The sequence below is a fragment of the Rhodococcus sp. YH3-3 genome, assembly GCF_001653035.1.
Classification (GTDB): domain Bacteria; phylum Actinomycetota; class Actinomycetes; order Mycobacteriales; family Mycobacteriaceae; genus Rhodococcus_F; species Rhodococcus_F qingshengii.
Genome location: NZ_BCWH01000002.1, coordinates 1,964,976 through 1,984,865, shown reverse-complemented (window position 1 = coordinate 1,984,865; position 19,890 = coordinate 1,964,976). Strand labels below are relative to the sequence as shown.

Sequence of the window (19,890 nt, the reverse complement as noted above, 5' to 3'; positions counted from 1 at the left end):
TTCGAACGATGACTATTGGTCGCCGCGCGTTTTGGGCCGCGCTTGGCCCTGGACTTCCATCTGCAACTGGTAGCGGTCGGATCGGTACCAACTGCGAGTGTGCTCGACCGGTGCGATCTCGCTGAACGACACTCGATCGAAGTACAGAACCGGAGCGCCCTTACGAGTGCCCAGGAGAGTCGCGATCTCCGTACTGGCACCATCGGCACTGACTGTCTGCTCTGCCCGATCGATCGGCTTGTCGTACTTGTCGGCGGTTGCCCGATAGATCGAACCCGTCAAGTCCATGTCGAGTAAACCCGGCAACAGTTCGGGATTGAACCAGCCGTCGTCCACGCTCACCGGCTCGCCGTCGGCAAGGCGCAAGCGCTTGACGTGGTAACCGTCGGAACCCGGTCGCATATTCAGTGCGGCAGCAGTGTTTTCGGGGACCGGCCCCTGTTCGCTGACCAGGACCACTGTCGTGGGGTGATGCCCCTGGGCGCGCATTTCCTCGGTGAAGGATGCAAGGTGCAGCTTGGATTGGACAGCACGGTGCGCAACGAAGGTTCCCTTGCCACGCACGCGGACGAGGTGTCCGTCATTGACCAGTTGCCCGATTGCCTCGCGAACGGTGATCCGACTGACGCCGTAGTCCTGCATCAGGTTTCGCTCGCTGGTCATCAAGTCGCCAGGCTGGAGTTCTTGGGTGCACTTGCGCAGGAGAATGGTGCGCAACTGTTCGTGTTTGGGTATTGCGCTGTCGCGCAAATGAACGGGCATCACAGCGACTGTCCCTCCGAGAAATGAATAGTCGTCTATTCGCCGACGACAACGACCTGAAATCGCAGGCAGGTCCCGACCGGACCGGTCCAATTAACGATACTGGAATTTACGACAGGAAACTAGCACCAGTCCGGAGTTGTCCGATTTCAACCGTCCAACCGTCGGTAGATGGACCGTATTTCGTCCAAGGCGACGTTCTGCTGAGCCATGTCCAATCCCAATGCCGCAACCGCCTCGCGCAACCGCCTGATATCCAGATCGTCGATCGCCGCGCGAAAAGGCACCTTCGGTAGCGCAGGGAGGGCAGCCGCGATTCCGAACCAATTCTCGACGTCCACCGAAACAGTCAACTCGTCTTCTACTCCCCCGATCAACTGCTCCAGGTCGACCCCGCGAAGTCTCAGCAACCTGAGCGGATCGGTGTCGATTCGCTCCGCGGTCAAGAACGCCACGGCCGCAGCGTGTTTGCACGGCCAGCCGACATCGGGGCAGGTGCAGTCGAATCGGAAAGCCGACGGGCCGTCCGGTATCAGTTGGGCAGCAAGCATGTCCGGGACAGTGCCGGACACCAGCGCGGCAAGGCTTCCCGGCACTCGGCGGATCTTGGTGATGATGTCGTCGATATCCGATTGATCAAGAGTGTCGATCGACAGCGTGGAAACGAAAGGTTGAAGTTGGCTGCCCTGAACCTCGGCCGTCACCACTCCCGGTTCGATGTCGAGCGCCAAAACCTGACCCGAACGCGCATACGTTCGCCCACGCGTGACACGAGGTTTGTCGCCGATCTCTTCGACGACGCGGACAAAAGCCTTGCCCCAGAACGTTCTCCCGAACGCTGGACGAGGCTTGACCGGCGCGGGTGCTCGCCGTCGGGAGCCGGTGTACTCGCTGAAATCGGGGCCCTTGCCGCGCGGACTCATTCGCCCACCGCGTCGTCGCCGAGTCGCAACAACTCGTCCAATTGCTCGACGCTCATCTCCGTCACCCAGTTCTCACCGGTCCCGACTGCAAGTTCGGCGAGTTCACTTTTACTCGCGATCATCGTGTCGATTCGCTCTTCCAAGGTTCCGACGCACACCATCTTGCGTACCTGAACGTTCTTTCTCTGACCGATGCGGAAGACACGGTCCGTCGCCTGGTTCTCTACCGCCGGGTTCCACCATCTGTCGAGGTGAACCACATGGTTGGCCGCCGTGAGATTCAGACCCGTGCCGCCGGCCTTGAGCGAGAGCACCATGATGGGCGGGCCGCCTTCACCTTGGAATGCCTCGACCATGGCGTCGCGCCCGGCTTTCGACACTCCGCCGTGGAGAAACGGAACTTCGGTGGTGAACCGGTCGGCCAGGTACGGCACCACCAATTCGCCGAACTCACGAAACTGTGTGAACAACAGAACCTTCTCGTCGTCGCCGATGACCGACTCGACGATGTCCTCGACCAGTCCGAGCTTTCCCGAACGGTGTTGCCCGCGGCGCATCACCGGCGAACCGTCGCGCAGGAAGTGCGCGGGATGATTGCACACCTGTTTGAGTTTGGTCAGCGCAGACAGGACGGCGCCCTTGCGCTTCATCCCTTCCGTCCCCTTGATCTGCGCCATCATCTCGTCCACCACGGCGCGGTACAACGCGGCCTGCTCTTCGCTGAGATTCGCTCGAACCGTCATCTCCAACTTCTCCGGGAGATCCGCGATCACGGCGGGATCGGTCTTCACGCGCCGCAGCACAAAGGGGGACGTGACGGCTCGCAGTCGCGAGACGGCAAGCTGATCTTTTTCCCGCTCGATCGGTACGACAAACCTTTTGCGGAACATCTGCTCCGAGCCGAGTACACCGCGATTGGCAAAATCGAGGATTGACCGCAGCTCGTCCAGTCGGTTCTCCACCGGCGTTCCGGTCAGAGCAACGCGATGATCCGCGGGGATGCTGCGAGCAGCGCGGGCCTGAGATGTCTTGGCGTTCTTGATGTGTTGAGCTTCGTCGAGCACTACGCGCCGCCAGTCGAGATCCTTGAGCGCCGCGACGTCGCGGGTCATGAGCGCGTAGGTGGTGATCACCAGATCACTCTCACGAACTGCCTGTTCCAACTCCGCCCCGGTAGCGCGATCCGAACCGTGATGAACGTAGACGCGCAAGCTCGGTACAAATCGCGCCGCTTCACGCTGCCAGTTTCCCACGACCGACATCGGGCACACCAAAAGTGTTGCCGTCTTGGACTTCTCGTGCGCAAGTAACGCCAACAGTTGCAGCGTCTTACCCAGACCCATGTCGTCGGCCAGAACGGCGCCGAGCCCGAGGGCACTCATGTACGCCAACCAGTCGAGACCGCGTCGTTGATACGGACGCAAAGTCGCGTTGACCGTCGACGGTACCGCGACCTGCCGCGGAGCCACCGACTGGTCGAGCAGTGCAGAGGCCCATCCGGTTGCTTTCACTTCCTCGACCGGCAGGTCTTTGAGGTCGTCGGCGATCAAGTCCTTGATCAGATCGACGATCGCTCGGTCCCCGCTCGAGTGCCGCTGACTGACAAAACGAGCCGCGCGGGCCAGGACGTCTTTGTCCGCCTGAACCCACTCGCCGCGCAACTGGACCAGATCGGACTTCGCATCGACGAGTCGGGTCATTTCCTCGGCGGTGAGTACCTTGTCTCCGAGCGCCAATTCCCAATCGTATTCCAGCAATTGGTCCATACCGACCGTACGATTCTCCGCAACGATCGGAGATGCCGCCGAGGTCACACGCACACGCAGGGATGGAGACACCACGTTCCATGCGCGAGGAAGCAGCAGCGTGATCCCTCGCTCTCGCAGGACAATCGCGCCGTGTCCGACCAGGTCCATCACGACAGGTGTGGGCAGCAACAGGTCGAGGCTGTCCTCGTCACGCGGCACGTCGCGAAAACGTGGGTAAGCCTTGATTGCGTCTTCGAGCTTGCGGCTGCCGAGCTGGATACGTTTGGGATCTGCCCGGTGCAGTCGAACACGTTCGGGCGCTTCACCTTCAGGACGCAAACACACTTGCAGACGCCACAGCGCATCGTCGTCGGGATCGGAATTGTCGTCGAGTTCAGGCTCGATCAGCCGCAGAACCAAGTCCGGCTCTCCGGCGGTGAACGTCGACCCCCATTCGGCGAGTCCCTCGGCCGCTCGTACCGACACGTCGTCGAAAGCGTCCCCGGACAACACGGCCTGCCACAGCGGGGTCTGCACCACCGGATGTGAGTCCCCGAGAGCACGACGAACGATCGGGTCCGTGAGTTCGTTCGTGATGTCTTCGATCGTCGCCCTCGGCGAACCGACCGCCCGCTGCACCGGCGGCATCGCCACGACCAGTTCGCCGATCCAGGCGCGCTGGCGTTCCCCCACCGACAACTGCCAGCGTGGCCACCAACTTCCTTCAGCCCGCGTCAGTGCGGGGACCACCCGTCCGGCGCGCACCCACCGGTCTATTCCTCGCGCCACATGTACGAGAAAGTGCAGGTCTCCCGCAATTCGCTGATCGTCGGCCTTGAACCGCAGCAGGAGATCGACTGCGTCCGGCGGCGCCAACGCAACAGCTGCGTACTCACTCTGCAAAGGCCCGCCAGGTACGGGCGGCATAGCGACATTCACACGATGACGGAACTTGCGATGCAGGACAGCACTGACCGGATCACGGGGATCGTCGGTCCCGGCACCGTCGTGCCCGTCGACCCACAGTTTGAGCCCCGATCCCGGTGACCAGAGTCCATGCAGCATCCGACCATCCAATCAGGTGCCACCGACACCACTTCCCGCCTACCGGGCAATAGGCTGGCAGGCATGACGACGGCATACGGCTTCACCGAGTACGGCGGACCCGACACACAGTCCTACTTCGACGTCACCTTGCCCCCGCCCGGTGCCGGCCAACTGCTGGTGTCGGTCCGAGCGGCGGGCGTCAACCCCGCTGACTGGAAAGTTCGCGCGGGTACTCGAAAAGATACTGTCCCGGTGACGCTGCCTGCGGTTCTGGGCCGCGAAGTGTCCGGTGTTGTCATCGGAGTAGGTCCGCGGGTCACCGAGTTCGAGGTCGGCGACGAAGTGTTCGGCGCTACCGCGACCGGCTTCGGCGGCTACGCCGCGTCGACATTGCTCAACGTCTCCTCGACAGCACACAAGCCGCATACCGTGTCCTGGGCCGATGCCGCAGTGCTGACGGTTGCGGCAGGAACGGCCTACGACGCACTCCACGATCTCGGTCTGAAACCCGGGGCGACACTCCTGCTGCTCGGCGCCGGCGGCGGCGTTGGTCGCAGCACGATCGCGCTTGCACTGGCGCGGAGTATCAACGTGATCGGTGTCGCGAGCGAGTCCAAGAGAACCGCGATCGAGGAAGCGGGAGCACGTTGGGTTGCGTCGGTGGACGGCTTCGCAGACGACGTGTCCGCGTTGTCCCCAGTCGGAGTGGACGCGGTTTTCGACCTGGTCGGCGGGGACACTCTCACTCGCGGCGCTGAGCTCGCCCGACCGGACGCACCGATCCTGAGCATCGCCGATCCTCTGGCGGCGAGCCGACTCGGCGGCGGTGGTGTCGAACGCCGAAGAACTACAGCAGTATTCACGGAGATCGCGGCGCTCGTGGCCGACGGGATCCTCGACCCGTCCGTGTCCGGGCGGTACCCATTCTCCCGCGCTGGGGAAGCGCTCGCTGCAGTCGAAGACGGCCATGCCGCCGGCAAAGTGGTGATCGAGTTCGGCTGATTCCTGTCGGCCCCCGATGGTTCAATCACCGTCTACGACGGACGGCGTTGAATCACCGTCTACGACGGGCGGCGTTGAATCACCGTCTACGACGGACGGGGGCACAGGTGGTTGCACGGTTATCTGCGATCCTGTCGACGCTCGTGCTCGTATGTCTCGTCGCGTCCTGCGGACGGTTCGGGGACGAGCGTCTCGAGTCGGCCCCGGGCAGCCCGACACGATCGGAGCTCGAATCGCTGCTGTCCCGGACCGCGATTGTCGACAACCGCCCACATCCGGGTGGATACGAGCGCGGCTGCGGTAACGGCGAGGCCCCGTTGACTGAACTAAATGCCGAATGGTGCAGGTCTGAAGGGGTGGGGTCGATGTGGGTCGGTAGCTTGCGGACATGAGCGAAGGGGAAAGTTCGAGAGATCTGTCGGGGCTTGTGGTGGCCCGAGTGGGTCGGTTGATAGCGACAGGTCAGGCGGCGGAGCCTTACGTCTTGCAGGGCAGCGACGGTGAACGAGTGGAGTCCGTCGAGGTGTTCTTCCGGGAGCTGATCGCTTCCGGGAGGTCGGTGGCGACGGTGCGTTCGTACGGTATGGATCTGCTCAGATGGTGGCGGTTCCTTCACGCTGTGGACGTGGCGTGGGATCGTGCCGATCGGGTCGATGCCCGCGATTTCAGTTGTTGGATCCAGTTGACGGCGAAGGCACGACAAGGATCAGTGGTGCCGGCCAGCGCCGAGGCGGCTGCTACTGCTGCGGCATCGCCGAATCCTGTCACCGGCAAACCGGCTCTGGGGGCCGGGTACTCGCCGGCGACAGTGGCGCACAGTGAGACGGTGCTGCGAAGTTTCTACGATTTTCATCGGGACGCGGGGACTGGCCCGCTTCTGAATCCGTTCCCTCTCGATCTCTCTCGCCGGTCGAGACGGGCTCATGCGCACCACAATCCGATGGATCATTGGGCACCTGAGCGTGTGGGGCGCTACCGGCCTCGGGTCTCGCAGCGGATTCCCCGAGCGATTCCCGAGGATCTGTTCGATAAGTTGTTCGCGGCGTTGTCGTCGGATCGGGACCGGGCGTTGGTGGCGTTCTGGATTTCATCGGGGGTGCGAGCGTCGGAGCTGTTGGGAGTCCGCGAGTGCGATGTCGACCCGGGGCAGCAGTTGATTACTGTGGTGCGCAAGGGAACACGTGCGGTGGAGCAGGTACCCGCGTCGGCGGACGCGTTCGTCTGGTTGCGGTTGTATCAGGAGCAGTTGCGGGGCGAGGTGCCACTCGGACGGATGCAACCGTTGTGGTGGACACTGCGAAGGCCTCGCCGCCCGTTGAATTACCATGCGGCGCATCGGATGTTCGAGCGTGCGAATGCTACCCTCGGTTCGGATTGGACTCTGCACGACTTACGTCACAGTGCAGCGAGGCGGATGGCCAACGACCCGCACTTGTCCTTGGTGGAGGTCAAAGAGGTGTTGGGGCACGCCCATTTGTCGACGACCGAAATTTATCTGACACCCGATAAGGACGAGGTGATCGCCAGCGTCCTGGCCCACCACGCTCGTACTGCTGATCAGCGGGAACATCCGCGGGCTCCGTCGCCGCCTCCTGCTCCTGGATACGATCCGGCAGCGTTGAGCGTGCTGTTCGGGAGGCCGTTGTGAGCACTGCCGTCAAGCACATGACCCGCCCGGAACGCTTCGAGGTCACACCGGTGCCGCATTCGAGGATTCGCCAACTGCACAAACAGTTTCCACCACGCGAAGGTGAACTCTGGTGGCCGCACACCGCTGCCTCTGCTGAGGAGGTCGAGGCCCGACTGAACTGCTCGGTGCTTGCTGAGGCTGCGGTCACCACCCGAGCCGGACGGCACCGGGGCGTGATCAAGATACTGACCTGGTTGGCTTCGGTGCCAGGCGATACCTGGCAAGCCCGGTGGCTCGCCAGCGGCGCCGAGAACATCCGCGGGTCTCGTTACGGCGCGACAACCTCCTGGGCCGATCTCCCGGTGGAATGGATTGCCGGACACGGGCGCCCTGTCAGACATGATCGCAACGACCTGGCTGCAGGACTGCTGATGTTGCTGTGCCTGGACGTGATCCGGCCGCAGTTGCCGTGGATGCTCTCCCGGGCGCACCCGTTTCTCGCGCCGATGATGGCAAAGCTGCGAGATCCGGACGGATTCGCGCGGTTGGACGAGCTTGCTGCCACTCAGCCGGATACCTCGCGAGACGATGCACGAATCGCAGCGACCAGAATCGCGACCCTGCTGGTATCCAAAGGCGGGACGGTCGCGGAGATCACTGTCGGCGATTGCGTGGAGCTGATCGAAACGATGGCGCAGGTGCACTCCCGCCGCGGTCAGAAGAAGATCGATTTCTACCTGCGACTACGTGCGATGGGCATCTTTCCCGAGGATGCACCACACAGCATCCGTGCGTTCGGCGCTCCGGTCGGACAGTTGACGATCGAACAACTCGTCGACCGCTACCCGATCGAGAACCAACCGATCCGAGCTCTGCTCATCGACTATCTGCGCGAGCGTCAACCCGCGCTGGACTACACCAGTCTCAACTCTCGTGCCCGAGGACTCGCCGGGCTGTTCTGGAGCCGCGTCGAGACACTCGCCCCCGGTATCGACACCCTGGCGCTGCCGCCTGACGTTGCCCGAGCATGGAAGGACGACCTGAGATCGATCACACGCACCGCCGTCGACGCGGCGGGACGAAAGCACGAAACAACTTCGCCCCGAAAGAATTACAAAGACAATCTGTTGCAAGTGCGTGCGTTCTATCTCGACCTCGCGCACTGGGCCGTCGAAGATCCGGCACGCTGGGCGCAGTGGGTGGCGCCCTGCCCGATCAGCGACGCCGAGGTCAAAAGAGGCAAGGAACTCAAACACCGTAAAGCGCGGATGGATCAGCGCACTCGCGAGCGATTGCCTGTCCTGTCGCAGTTGGTTCGGTCCGCAGCTGACCGCCGCGCGGCCGCAGCGGCTCTACTTGTTGCGGCGCAGAACACCGAACCAGGTGAGGTGATCGCGGGAACCGACGGAGAACTGCGACGATCCTTGATCCGTCGGGGAACTGGCCGCGTCGTATGGGCCGACAATACTGTTACCGGTGTTCGCCGCGATCTCACCTACGAGGACGAGGAAGCATTCTGGGCATTCGCCACTATCGAAGTGTTGCGGCTCAGCGGTATCCGTCATGAAGAGCTCCTCGAGCTCAGTCACCACAGCATCACCGAATATCGACTACCTAGTACCGGTGAACTGGTTCCGCTGCTGCAGATAGCTCCATCGAAGACCGATACCGAGCGGCTGATCTTGGTCAGTCCCGAGCTTGCGGAAGTCCTCAGTGCGGTAGTTCAGCGTTCGCGGCAACCCAACGGATCGATACCGCTCGTGGCTGCCTACGATACGCAGGAGAAGCTGTGGAATCCGCCGATGCCGCTGCTCTTTCAGCGGGGAATCGGAAACGAACGCCGAGCGATCCCACCGAGTTTCGTCCGCAAGCTCCTCATCAATGCGCTCACCGTGGCAGCTCTCACCGATGCCAGTGGCGATCCGTTGATGTTTCAGCCCCACGACTTCCGGCGAATATTCGTCACCGACGCGATCATGAACGGCCTGCCACCCCATATCGCACAGGTTATTTGCGGGCACAAGACAATTGACACGACGATGGGCTACAAGGCCGTCTACCCCTCGGAAACGATCGAAGCGCATCGAGCGTTCATCGCGCGTCGTCGTTCGATGAGACCCAGTGAGGAATACCGGACACCGACCGACGAGGAATGGGATGCGTTCTTGTCTCATTTCGAGAAGCGGAAAGTATCGGTCGGGACCTGCGCACGGTCGTTCGGCACACCCTGCATCCATGAGCATGCTTGCGTCAGATGCTCACTCCTGCGGCCGGATCCAACGCAGCGAGGCAGGCTCGAAGAAATCCGAGACAACCTCGAAGCCCGCATCATCGAAGCCAAACAGGAAGGCTGGCTGGGTGAAGTCGAAGGACTGCAGGTCAGCTACACCGGAGTCAGGGACAAGATCGCACAGGTCGATGCCACGATGAAACGAGGATCGGCAACAACTGACCTCGGAATGCCTGGATTCGGATCGATCTCGGGAAGGACTTCCACATGATTACCAAGCTTGAATTCTTGTTCAGAGAAGCTTGCGTCTTCGGCCCCGCTTGGTCCGACGACCAGGACGCTCCAGGTGGCCACGACGGGTGCGATACCCGCAACAACGTTCTGGCCCAAGATCTCTCGGACGTGGTGTTCAAACCGGGAACACGTGACTGCGTCGTACTGTCGGGCGCGATGACCGACCCGTACTCCGGTGATCGCATCGAATTCGAACGCAGCCAGGCCAAGTCCGTCCAGATCGACCACGTCTTCCCACTCGCCGCCGCCTGGGACTTCGGCGCGAACTCCTGGACGCCCGCGCTTCGGATGAGGTTCGCGAACGACATGTCTCTGAACCTGTTGGCCGTCAACGGCCCCGACAACCAGTCGAAAGGCGACAGCACGCCCAGTGAGTGGTTGCCGCCCGATCCTGCGTACCGATGCTTTTACGCCGGCAAGTACTTGACCGTCGCGATTTCCTATGGCTTACCAGTCAGCCGAGCTGATCATTCGGCCCTGACGGACCTCGCCACTCGCTGTTGAGCTACCGGCCGTCCTTCACCACTCGCCCACTCTGGATGACGAGTGCGATCCGCTCACGATCGGCAAAGATCGAGGGATCCGTCAACGGATTGCCGCGGAAGGCAACGAGGTCGGCGAACTTGCCGACTTCGATGGTGCCGACCTCGTCGGCGATACCGAGAATGTCGGCGTTGATCCGGGTAGCGGAAACCAATGCGTCCATCGGGGTTTCGACCTTGGCGCGCAGGACTAGCTCCATTCCCCGGCCCGTTTGATCGGTACCGATGAGGTCCGATCCCAATCCCACTCTGACGCCGGCATTTCGAGCAGCAAGAAGCCCGTCGATCTGACCCTGCATCATCTGGCCGATCCGAGCCGAAATCGATTCGGGTAGACCTGCTGACGCCGCGCTGTCCGAGAGTGCCTGCACCACAGCCAACGTCGGCACCAACGCGACGTCGTGCTCGGCCATCAACTTGGCAGTCTCGTCGTCGATACCTGAGCCGTGCTCGACGCATTTCGCGCCGGCAGTGACAGCGTTTCGGATTCCCTCGTTGTTGTGGGCATGCACCGTGACATAGGTACCGCGCGCATTGGCTTCCTCGACGGCAACTTCGATCTCGTCGACCGTGAACTGGGTATCGGTGAGCTTGTCATGAGTCGATACCACTCCCCCTGTGACACACAGTTTGAGGAAGTCCGCACCCCTGCGGAACGTCTCGCGAACGTTCTTTCGCATTTCGTGCGGACCGTCGGAAAGCAGAGACATACACCGTAATCCGGGGATGTCATGATCGGACCAGTCCGAAGTCGGCTCCCATTCGGCCGCCAGGTGTCCGTGTCCACCGGTCTGGCACTGGATCGGGCCGCACTGAATGATCCGCGGACCCGGAATCTTGCCCGAGGCGACAACTCCGGCGAGTCCACCGTCGATTCCGCCGCAGTCACGAACAGTGGTGAATCCCCCGTCGAGGGTCGATGCGCAGGTCGCGAACATGTCTGCAGCGAGCTCGGCTACCGAGATCTGACGCCGCAGGCTCGGTGCGAGATCGCTCGATCCACCGAGATGAACGTGTGCGTCGATGAGGCCGGGCGTGATTGTCAGCCCAGCGCAGTCCAGCACCTCCGCCCCCGTGGGTGGCGTGCCACCGAGTGCACTGATGCGCCCGTTTTCCACAGCAACAGCGCAGTTCTCGATCGGGTCGGCGCCCGTCCCGTCGATGATCGTTGCACCGGTCAGCCATACGACAGACATATTGAATGTTCCTCCGACGTGTACCGATCGCCGGAAGATTCCGCCGACATACCGAATAGGGTTCGGTTAGTATGATGCATATCGGCTCCCGAAATCAAGGAGTTGTCATCACTCGATGAAGTCCGAGATTGCTGACGAATCCCTCACCAGGAGAATCGATGCCGCGTCCCACCCAGCCGATACTGTCCACGCGAAACATCACCGACGCGGCTCTGGATGCTGTCGACGCGACCGGCGACTTCACCATGCCCGGGATCGCCAAGCAATTGAACGTGACTCCGTCTTCGCTCTACACACATATTTCGGGTCGATCCGAGATCGTCGAACTCATGCGCATCCGCGTGATGTCGTCGATCTCTGTCCCCCACCCACCGGCAGGGTGGAGCGAACGGATCAGCGCGTGGGGGTGGGCCTATCGCCGAGCTGCGGTCGAGCACTGGCGCCTCATCCCGCTACTCATGACCCGCAGCGTCCGCACCGAGGTAACTTTTGATATCGATACTGCACTGGTTCAGGCATTTTCGGACGGGGGTTTCGATTCGGCCGACACTCGTCACGCAATCTCCACGCTGGACAGTCTGGTTCTCGGATCAGTCGTGAAACTCTCGACGCCGGATGTCGCATGGACCCAATCCTCCAACCCGAGCGAGATCACGCGCGAGGCTACGACCCCACTGCGAACCGACGACACGTTCGACTTCGGCCTGCGAACCCTGATCGCCGGATGGATGGCTCAGCGCGTTGTTCGTCTGTATACCGAACCTCATTCGGATTCCGACGTCACTTCACGGTGAACGACCTGGTGTGCCATCCCGTGGCGCCACCGGGAATCGGCGGAGTGCGCTCTTCCACCTGAACGTTCCCGTCCAGATCCGTCGCTCTGACCTGCACCGTGTGCAAACCCGAGCCTGCATCCCACATCCACGACCATTGACGCCAGGTGTCGATCGAGTACTCCTGCGCCAGTGTCGCCGGTTGCCATTCACCGTTGTCGACGCGAACCTCGACCTTCTCGATCCCGCGATGCTGCGCCCAGGCCGTTCCCGCCACCAGCACCTGGCCCGGCTCGATGGGAGCCAGAGCTGCCGGCACCTCGATACGCGAGGACGTCTTGATCGGTGCCTGCGCACCCCAACCGCGCTGGGTCCAATAGGCCTCGACCTTGTCGAAACGCGTGAGTTCCCACTCCGTCACCCACTTGGTGGCGGAGACGAAACCGTACAGACCGGGAACGACCTGCCGAACGGGATAGCCGTGCTCGAACGGCAACGGCTCACCGTTCATCGCCACGGCGAGAATCGCGTCACGGCCGTCGGTGACTATCTCGACCGGGGTGCCGACTGTGAAGCCGTCGACGCTGGTCGAGAGGAGCATGTCGGCGTCGGGATGGACACCGACTTCGTCGAGCAGGTCCTTCATGGGATAACCGATCCACTTCGCGTTCCCGGCCAGAACGCCGCCCACCTCGTTCGAGACACACGTCAGCGTGATGACTCGCTCGATGGGCGTTCGCGCCACCAGATCGTCGAACGACAACGTCATCTCGCGGTCCACCATTCCGTGAATCCGCAGTTCCCACGAATCCGTCGTCAATTGCGGAACGAGGAGTGCAGTGTCGATTCGGTAGAAGTCGTCGTTGGGCGTGATGTACGTCGACGCACCCGCAATCGCGATGTCCGCACCCGCCGGAATCGGCGGCGCCGGGTCAGCGGCGGTGGGCACGACAAAATCTTCACGATTCGCTACTGCTCCGGCGATTCTCTGCCCCACGAACTTCCCGGCCGCACCCGCTGCCGCAGCCACTGCCAACGCCGCACCCGCAAGCAGGAGGAACTGACGACGAGGCAACCACGAGTCGGCGACGCCCGGCGAGAGCGGCACTTCGAGTTGTGTGATCAGCAACCGCAAGGTTGCGACGCCCGCCACCACACCGACCAGCGTCGGGAACACGTACATCGCATCGGCAGTCGGGCGCTGCATCGCCGCATACACACCAACCGCGCCCAGAAGAACGAGAATGACGCTGCCGATCGGGCGGCGTCGCCGTTCCAGGAGCCCGGCCACCGCACCGAGCAGAACGATCAAGATCGACATTCCGATGAACAGCGCCGGCTTGTCATTGGTACCGAAAGTGTCGATCGCGAACTCGCGAGCCCACGCCGGCGTTCGGTCGACGGTAGTCGCACCTACCGCGTAGAAGGGCGACGCGTCCGGGTTGATCGGCAACGCAACCAGCTCACCGACGCCCAGGACGACAGCCGCGGCCAAGACCCCGGAGATCGCGTGAGCAGCCCATCTACGACGCGGTGGACGAGATTCGGTGCTCGGGTGCTCGTCGATGTTCTGTGTGACCATGTCGTCTCGGCTCTGTCGGTGCGAGTGGTGCTTCGATCGGATACCCGACATTCGGCGCTGCGGGCCATCCGGATGGGTGCACTCCTCCATCAAGAACTACTCCGAACTCGCGATTAGAGTGGGAACGATGACCGTCGACCTCAACAAGGACACGCTCCTGTGCATGTCGCTCTCCGGGCGACCGAGCAACATCGGCACCAGATTTCACAATTACCTCTACGAGGAATTGGGCCTGAACTTCGTCTACAAAGCCTTCACCACCGAAGACGTGCCAGCCGCGATCGGCGGCATCCGAGCACTCGGGATTCGAGGCTGCGGGGTGTCGATGCCGTTCAAGGAACAGGTCATCGAGCACATCGACGTCATGCATGATTCGGCCAGCGCCATCGACTCCGTCAACACGATCGTCAACGAGTCCGGAGTGCTGCACGCCTACAACACCGACTATCAGGCGGTGGCCGATCTACTGCGTGACAACAACGTCGACACGAGCCTGTCCGTCGCTGTCGCCGGCAGCGGTGGCATGGCAAAAGCAGTCGTCGCCGCGGTGCGCGACACCGGATTCACCGACGTCACCATGATCGCCCGCAACCAGCAAGTGGGGTCATCGCTTGCGAAGCAGTACGGCTTCGACTGGCAGGCCGAACTCGGTGAGCTTCGTCCAGGTGTGCTGATCAACGCCACCCCGATCGGTATGTCCGGCGGCGCAGAAGCAGATGCACTGTCGTTCCCCGAGCACGCAGTGCGCGCAGCCGATGTCGTCTTCGACGTCGTCGCGATGCCTTCGAAGACGCCACTGATCGCGTTGGCGACCGAACTCGGCAAAACGGCGATCACAGGAGCGTCGGTCATTGCCCTTCAGGCCGCCGAGCAGTTCGTTCTCTACACCGGTGTGCGCCCGAGCGCGGAGCAGATCCAGCGAGCGTCGGAATACTCACGGGCGTAGGAACCACGTCGCCGTGAACGAGACCGGGGAGACTCCACCTCAACAACTCGCGCGGAACTTCAACGAGTTGTTGCAAGAACTGCGCGTCGCGCTCTCTGGTGTGCAGATCCTGTTTGCCTTCCTGCTGGCCGTGGCATTCACCGAACGCTACGAGGAAGCGTCGGCGTACATCCGCGGCATCCACTTGGTGACAGTGATCCTTGTTGCCATCTCGTTCGGGTTCCTGATGGCACCCGCGGTCTGGCATCGCATGCTTTTCCGCCGTGGGCACCGCGAGAACATATTGCCCGTGGCCAACCGATTCGCCCTGTGCGGCATAGCCTTTCTGGCCGCCTCCATGACCGGCACGGTCCTGTTGATCGCCGAGGTCGCCGTCGGCGGAGTTGCCGCAAAGGTTTTGGCAGCGTGCGCCGCGATCATGTTCACGGCGCTGTGGTTTCTCGTGCCGTCATTCATCGATCGCATCAAGAGCTGACTCAGGCTCCGGTGTCGACGGCGCGAGTGCTGTCGTTGGACCACTGTGACCACGAGCCCGGGAACAGCGTCGCGTCGTAACCGGCGATCGCGAGTGCCGCAATCTCATGCGCTGCAGTTACTCCGGATCCGCAGTACACCGCGACACTGTCTCCGGCGCCCAGTCCGGCGAACCGCTCACGCAGGCGGGTCGCATCCAGGAACCGCCCGTCGCCGGTGATGTTCTCCGCGGTCGGCGCGCTCACCGCACCGGGGATGTGCCCTGCGACGGGATCCATCGGCTCGACCTCGCCGGTGAAAGTCACGCTGCCCGGAGTGACCGACTCACCGATACCGGCCGCCAACGGCAGTCCCGCGGACTCCCAGGCCTGTAGCCCGCCGTCGAGCAGTCGGACATCCGAGAGCCCGGCCCACCGCAGCAGCCACCAACCACGGGCAGCGGCCGTGTTGCCGGTGGCGTCGTAGAGCACCACCGAATCACCGTCGTCGATTCCCCAACGACGCGCAGCGGCCTGCAGGTCTTCGAGACTCGGCAGCGGATGCCTCCCCTCGTCCGGCGACGGCGGCGAGGCAAGTTCCTCGTCGAGGTTCACGAATACCGCACCGGGAATATGGCCATCGCGAAAATGCTGCTCGCCGTTCGAATCACCCAGCGCCCATCGGACATCGAGCAATCGCGGCGCAGCGCCGGCCTCGATGAGAGCGGACAGTTCTTCGACGTCGATCAGCACGGGAAGTGTCATGAGCCCATCCTGACACGACCACTCATGCAACCCCGAAGAAGGCACCGAGACCCACCAACAACACTCCCGTCACCACGTCGATTCGCTTGCCGACGCCAGGGCGACGCAGCTTCTTGCCGGCTCCGGCTGCCAACACCACCACGATCGCCCACCACAGCGCCGCGGCGACCACCGTCGCGCCCGCCAACATCAACGTGCGCAGCCCTGCGCCTTCACCCGGCTCGATGAATTGCGGGAGTAGCCCGAGAAAGAACAACAGCGCCTTCGGGTTCAGCAGGTTCGAGAGGAAGCCGTAGCGAAATGCCGTGGTGACCGCGATCGGTTCTTTCGCTGCCGGAATTCCCTCGTCCGAGGCTCGGGCCTTGAAAGCACTTCGAATCGCGGAGATGCCGAGCCAGGTCAGATATGCCGCCCCGGCGTAGGTGAGCGCGGAGAGCAACTGCGGCCGTGTCGCCACAAGTGCGGAGAGACCAAGTGACGCGGCAGCGGTGTGAACGAAGAGCCCGGAAATCACACCGGCGGCCACCACCGCGCCGGTCCGACGATCTGCCAGAGAATGACGCAGGATCAGGACAAAATCCGGTCCCGGCGTGAACAGGACGATGGATAGCAGGGAGCCGAAAGCGAGCCATTGACCGACACTCATCCGAAATACCTCACACCCGAGCTGATTCGAGACACATGTTCATGCCAGGAGTGTGCAACTGGATCCGGGAAGTTCAAAACGACTCCGGATATAGTTCGGCAGATGACGAAGAATGAGCCTCTGGATCCGGTGGACTGGAAGATTTTGGCCGAATTGCAGAACGACGCGTCGATCACCAACAAGGTGTTGGCCGATCGAGTCGGCTTGGCGACGTCCTCGTGCCACGAGCGCGTACGACGCCTACGCGCCAACGGCACGATCAGCGGCATCCATGCGGTTGTCGATCCGGCAGCCGTTGGCCGGTCGATGCAGGCGATCATCGCCGTTCAATTGCGACCACACCGCCGCGACCTCGTCGACCGGTTCACCGCCGACGCGCTAGCGCTGCCGGAAACGCTTGCGCTCTTCAACGTCTCGGGGCCCGAGGACTTCTTCCTCCACGTCGCGGTCCGTGACAGCGCTCATCTACAACGGGTATTGATCGACCACCTCGCCGCACATCCCGAGGTCTGGCACGCCCAAACGCACCTCATCTACGGCAAAGCGGTCACCTCACCCATCCGACCGGACAGGTAAATCGGGCCTCGAGCGGGTCGGGCAGAATCACTGACCATGTCGGACTCCACAGATACCACCGAACCGGAAGCCGTTCGCAGCAACTCGCAACCGATGAGCGCAGGCATCGTCACGGCCCTCGTCGGCTTCACCAGTTCGTTCGCGGTGGTCCTCACCGGCCTCGCCGCTGTCGGCGCGGACGCGACCGAGGCGGCGTCCGGACTGCTGGTTCTGTGTGTGACCCAAGCGTTGGGAATGCTCTGGCTCTCACGCCGGTATCGGATGCCGATCACCCTGGCCTGGTCGACGCCCGGTGCCGCTCTGCTCGCCGGCGCCGGAGCCGTCGAGGGTGGGTGGCCGGCGGCGGTCGGAGCATTCATCGTCGTCGGAATCGCGATTGTTCTGACCGGACTGTGGCCGACGCTCGGAAGGATCATCTCGGCAATCCCGACGCCCCTCGCGCAGGCGATGCTCGCCGGGGTTCTGATGCCGTTGTGCCTGGCGCCGATCATCGCCGTCCGGGACGCACCGGCAGCGGTCGCGCCCGTCATCCTGGTTTGGCTTGCCGCGCAGCGCTTCTCCAAGCGATGGGCGGTTCCGCTCGCGTTCCTCACCGCAGCGGTCGTGATCGGGATCAGCCTCGTCACGTCGGATCGAGTGCTCGACGCCGGCGCCATGATTCCCCGCATCGATCTCACCGCGCCGTCGTGGACCTGGCAGGCAATGATCGGCATTGCGATTCCCCTCTACATCGTCACGATGGCTTCGCAGAACATTCCCGGTGTGGCCGTGATGAATTCGTTCGGATACACCGTTCCCTGGCGACCGTCGATGATCGTGACGGGTATCGGCACCATCGTCGGCGCACCGGCCGGTGGCCATGCGATCAACCTCGCGGCGATCAGCGCAGCCCTGGCCGCCGCCCCCACCGCACATCCGGATCCCAAACGTCGATGGATCGCTGCCTTCACCGCAGGCTGGGCGTATCTCGTTCTCGCTGCCGGCGCGGCCGCGGTGGCCGCTCTGGTAGCCGCCGCACCGGCCGGAGTCGTGGAAACTGTTGCCGGACTGGCGCTCCTGGCAACGCTTGCCGGCGCCCTCACGTCGGCGCTGAGCGAGGCGAGTGAACGTGAAGGCGCCGTGGTCACGTTTCTGATCGCCGCATCCGGGGTCAGTATCCTGGGAATCGGTTCGGCATTCTGGGCACTGTTGGTGGGGCTGATCGTGCGTGCAGTCCTACAGGGCACCACCCTGCCCCCACTCTCGCGAAAGTCCTCACTACAGTCGAAGCCGTGAGCACAGCGCAGACGCCCCCGTCGATCAGCGAGTTTCCCGTTCTCTGGCCCGTCCCGACGCGGTGGGACGACAACGATCACTACGGCCACGTCAACAACGTGACCTACTACTCGTACTTCGACACCGCGGTCAACGCCTGGCTGATGTCTTCCACTGGAACCGACATCCGCACCCTGCCTGCCATCGGCGTCGTCGCCGAGACGTCGTGCCGGTACCTGAGCGAACTGTCGTTCCCCGAGCAGTTGCAGGTGGGTATCTCCGTCGAGAAGCTGGGCACCAAGAGCATCGTCTACGCCCTGGCGATATTCCACGAGGTCGACGGTGGCAATTGGGAACCCGCTGCCACCGGCCGCTTTGTCCACGTCTACGTCGACGCCGACACCCGTAAGCCGGTGGAGATCCCGGCGGCCATCAGATCTGCAGCCGGGACCTTGACCGAAAACTAGCTCAGACCGAGCTGATCTGCCGTCAAGACGGCGCGTGCAACGATTCCGTCGATCAGCGCGACCGTCGGGCCGCCGTGCTCGGCCTTGTTGCGCGGATCGTCGAGGATACGTCGCAGCACGCCCTCCGCGATGATCGAGAGCTTCCACAGAGCGAGTACGTGCCAGTATCCGACCGCTGACACGTCGCGGCCAGTCGCCTCGACGTAGGCAGCGACCAGCTCGTCACGGTTCGGGAAGCCTTCCAGCGTGGACGCCATGAACGGACCGGCAACCTTGTCACCGGCTTCCGGCCAGTACGCGAGTAGCGCACCGAGGTCCGCGAGCGGCTCCCCCAACGTGCACAGCTCCCAGTCGACGACGGCAACGATGCGCCCCTCGGCCGGATCGGTGATGACGTTGTTGAGGTGGAAGTCGCCGTGAACCAACGTCACTTCGTTCTGTTCCGGAATGTTTCGGTGCAGAATCTCGGCCAATCGGTCGACATCCGGAACATCGCGGGTCTTCGACTTCTCCCACTGCGCCGACCACCGCTTGAGCTGACGCTCGGCAAAGGGCTTGCGGCTGGCCAGGTCGTCCAGCCCGGTCTCTTCCAGGTCAACTCCGTGGATGCTGGCGAGGGTTTTGGGCATCGCCAAGCCGACCGCGCGACGCTCGTCCTCGGTCAACTTCTGAGCAACCGGAACGCCGTCGATCACAACGCCGTCGATGTAGCTCATGAGGACCAGCGGAGCGTCCGTGATCTCCGGATCTTCCGTGATGCCGAGGATCTTCGGAACCGGCACTTTGGTTCCCTGGAGCGAGGACAGGATGCGGTGCTCGCGAACGACGTCGTGCGCGGACGCCAACAACGTGCCGAGTGGAGGTCTGCGCAGTACCCACCGTCCTCCGCCCGCATCCGTCACGGAGTAGGTCAGGTTCGATTGCCCGTTACCGATCCTCTCGAAAGTCAGTGGTGTCGTGGCGCCGACCCCCAGTCCGGCGATCCACGCGGAAACAGCTTCTTCGTTCAAACCGACTGCAGTCACCGCACCGATGCTAGCGGTTGAAGTCCGATC

General features: G+C 62.9%; 17 protein-coding genes and 1 pseudogene. 10 read left to right on the top strand and 8 right to left on the bottom strand.

Annotated elements, in window-relative coordinates:
* Positions 1-12: 12 nt before the first annotated feature.
* The 3 genes from YH3_RS22270 to YH3_RS22260 all read right to left on the bottom strand — a co-directional run bounded on the left by YH3_RS22270 (position 13) and on the right by YH3_RS22260 (position 4,498).
* Entirely contained in the window at positions 13-762 is a 750-nt protein-coding gene (locus YH3_RS22270; RefSeq protein ID WP_007726130.1) for a GntR family transcriptional regulator, read from the bottom strand.
* A gap of 149 nt (positions 763-911) precedes the next feature.
* Entirely contained in the window at positions 912-1,685 is a 774-nt protein-coding gene (locus YH3_RS22265) for an SWIM zinc finger family protein (protein ID WP_042445325.1), read from the bottom strand.
* Positions 1,682-4,498, bottom strand: coding sequence for a DEAD/DEAH box helicase (locus YH3_RS22260; protein WP_064444069.1), 2,817 nt, complete (start codon positions 4,496-4,498; stop codon positions 1,682-1,684). Before YH3_RS22260 ends, YH3_RS22265 begins: the two co-directional genes overlap by 4 nt.
* A 63-nt stretch (positions 4,499-4,561) precedes the next feature.
* Between YH3_RS22260 and YH3_RS22255 the strand changes: the two genes are divergently transcribed.
* The 4 genes and pseudogenes from YH3_RS22255 to YH3_RS22240 form a co-directional block, all read left to right on the top strand.
* Positions 4,562-5,482 (top strand): NADP-dependent oxidoreductase, encoded by a 921-nt coding sequence (locus YH3_RS22255; RefSeq protein WP_064444068.1) that lies wholly within the window; start codon positions 4,562-4,564, stop codon positions 5,480-5,482.
* A gap of 388 nt (positions 5,483-5,870) precedes the next feature.
* Entirely contained in the window at positions 5,871-7,130 is a 1,260-nt protein-coding gene (locus YH3_RS22250) for a site-specific integrase (RefSeq protein ID WP_011133407.1), read from the top strand.
* Entirely contained in the window at positions 7,127-9,613 is a 2,487-nt protein-coding gene (locus tag YH3_RS22245) for a site-specific integrase (protein WP_011133408.1), read from the top strand. The genes YH3_RS22250 and YH3_RS22245 overlap by 4 nt, the downstream gene beginning before the upstream one ends.
* A gap of 26 nt (positions 9,614-9,639) precedes the next feature.
* A pseudogene (locus YH3_RS22240) lies at positions 9,640-10,140 on the top strand (HNH endonuclease family protein); the annotation flags it as partial.
* A gap of 1 nt (position 10,141) precedes the next feature.
* On the opposite strand, the gene YH3_RS22235 reads toward YH3_RS22240, so the two are convergent.
* The gene (locus YH3_RS22235; protein WP_007726122.1) at positions 10,142-11,374 is read right to left on the bottom strand and encodes an amidohydrolase family protein; all 1,233 of its coding nucleotides are present in this window, start codon (positions 11,372-11,374) and stop codon (positions 10,142-10,144) included.
* 158 nt (positions 11,375-11,532) lie between these two features.
* Between YH3_RS22235 and YH3_RS22230 the strand changes: the two genes are divergently transcribed.
* Positions 11,533-12,168, top strand: a complete 636-nt coding sequence (locus YH3_RS22230) for a TetR/AcrR family transcriptional regulator C-terminal domain-containing protein (RefSeq protein WP_007726121.1) — start codon at positions 11,533-11,535, stop codon at positions 12,166-12,168.
* On the opposite strand, the gene YH3_RS22225 is transcribed toward YH3_RS22230, so the two are convergent.
* On the bottom strand, positions 12,155-13,729 hold the full coding sequence (locus YH3_RS22225) for a molybdopterin-dependent oxidoreductase (RefSeq protein WP_020908339.1): 1,575 nt from the start codon (positions 13,727-13,729) through the stop codon (positions 12,155-12,157). The genes YH3_RS22230 and YH3_RS22225 overlap by 14 nt on opposite strands.
* 127 nt (positions 13,730-13,856) lie before the next feature.
* On the opposite strand from YH3_RS22225, the gene YH3_RS22220 reads away from it, so the two are divergent.
* Both YH3_RS22220 and YH3_RS22215 read left to right on the top strand, forming a co-directional pair.
* Positions 13,857-14,675 carry a shikimate 5-dehydrogenase gene (locus YH3_RS22220; protein ID WP_064444258.1) on the top strand — a complete coding sequence of 273 codons (819 nt, stop codon included), beginning with the start codon at positions 13,857-13,859 and terminating at the stop codon, positions 14,673-14,675.
* A gap of 13 nt (positions 14,676-14,688) precedes the next feature.
* Positions 14,689-15,150, top strand: a complete 462-nt coding sequence (locus YH3_RS22215; RefSeq protein WP_042447880.1) for a DUF6328 family protein — start codon at positions 14,689-14,691, stop codon at positions 15,148-15,150.
* A 1-nt stretch (position 15,151) separates the two neighbouring features.
* On the opposite strand, the gene YH3_RS22210 is transcribed toward YH3_RS22215, so the two are convergent.
* A complete protein-coding gene (locus YH3_RS22210; RefSeq protein WP_064444067.1) occupies positions 15,152-15,892 on the bottom strand; it encodes a sulfurtransferase in 741 nt (246 codons plus the stop codon).
* A gap of 22 nt (positions 15,893-15,914) precedes the next feature.
* The gene (locus YH3_RS22205; protein ID WP_003941342.1) at positions 15,915-16,538 is read right to left on the bottom strand and encodes a LysE family translocator; all 624 of its coding nucleotides are present in this window, start codon (positions 16,536-16,538) and stop codon (positions 15,915-15,917) included.
* Positions 16,539-16,640: 102 nt separating this feature from the next.
* On the opposite strand from YH3_RS22205, the gene YH3_RS22200 reads away from it, so the two are divergent.
* The 3 genes from YH3_RS22200 to YH3_RS22190 are packed head-to-tail and all read left to right on the top strand — an operon-like array spanning position 16,641 to position 18,835.
* Entirely contained in the window at positions 16,641-17,114 is a 474-nt protein-coding gene (locus YH3_RS22200; protein ID WP_003941284.1) for an Lrp/AsnC family transcriptional regulator, read from the top strand.
* Between the two features lie 36 nt (positions 17,115-17,150).
* Positions 17,151-18,389 carry a benzoate/H(+) symporter BenE family transporter gene (locus YH3_RS22195; RefSeq protein ID WP_064112973.1) on the top strand — a complete coding sequence of 413 codons (1,239 nt, stop codon included), beginning with the start codon at positions 17,151-17,153 and terminating at the stop codon, positions 18,387-18,389.
* Positions 18,386-18,835, top strand: coding sequence for a thioesterase family protein (locus YH3_RS22190; RefSeq protein ID WP_042447890.1), 450 nt, complete (start codon positions 18,386-18,388; stop codon positions 18,833-18,835). The genes YH3_RS22195 and YH3_RS22190 overlap by 4 nt, the downstream gene beginning before the upstream one ends.
* Here YH3_RS22190 and YH3_RS22185 read toward each other — a convergent pair.
* A complete protein-coding gene (locus YH3_RS22185) occupies positions 18,832-19,860 on the bottom strand; it encodes a phosphotransferase family protein (RefSeq protein WP_047270248.1) in 1,029 nt (342 codons plus the stop codon). The genes YH3_RS22190 and YH3_RS22185 overlap by 4 nt on opposite strands.
* Between the last annotated feature and the right edge of the window lie 30 nt (positions 19,861-19,890).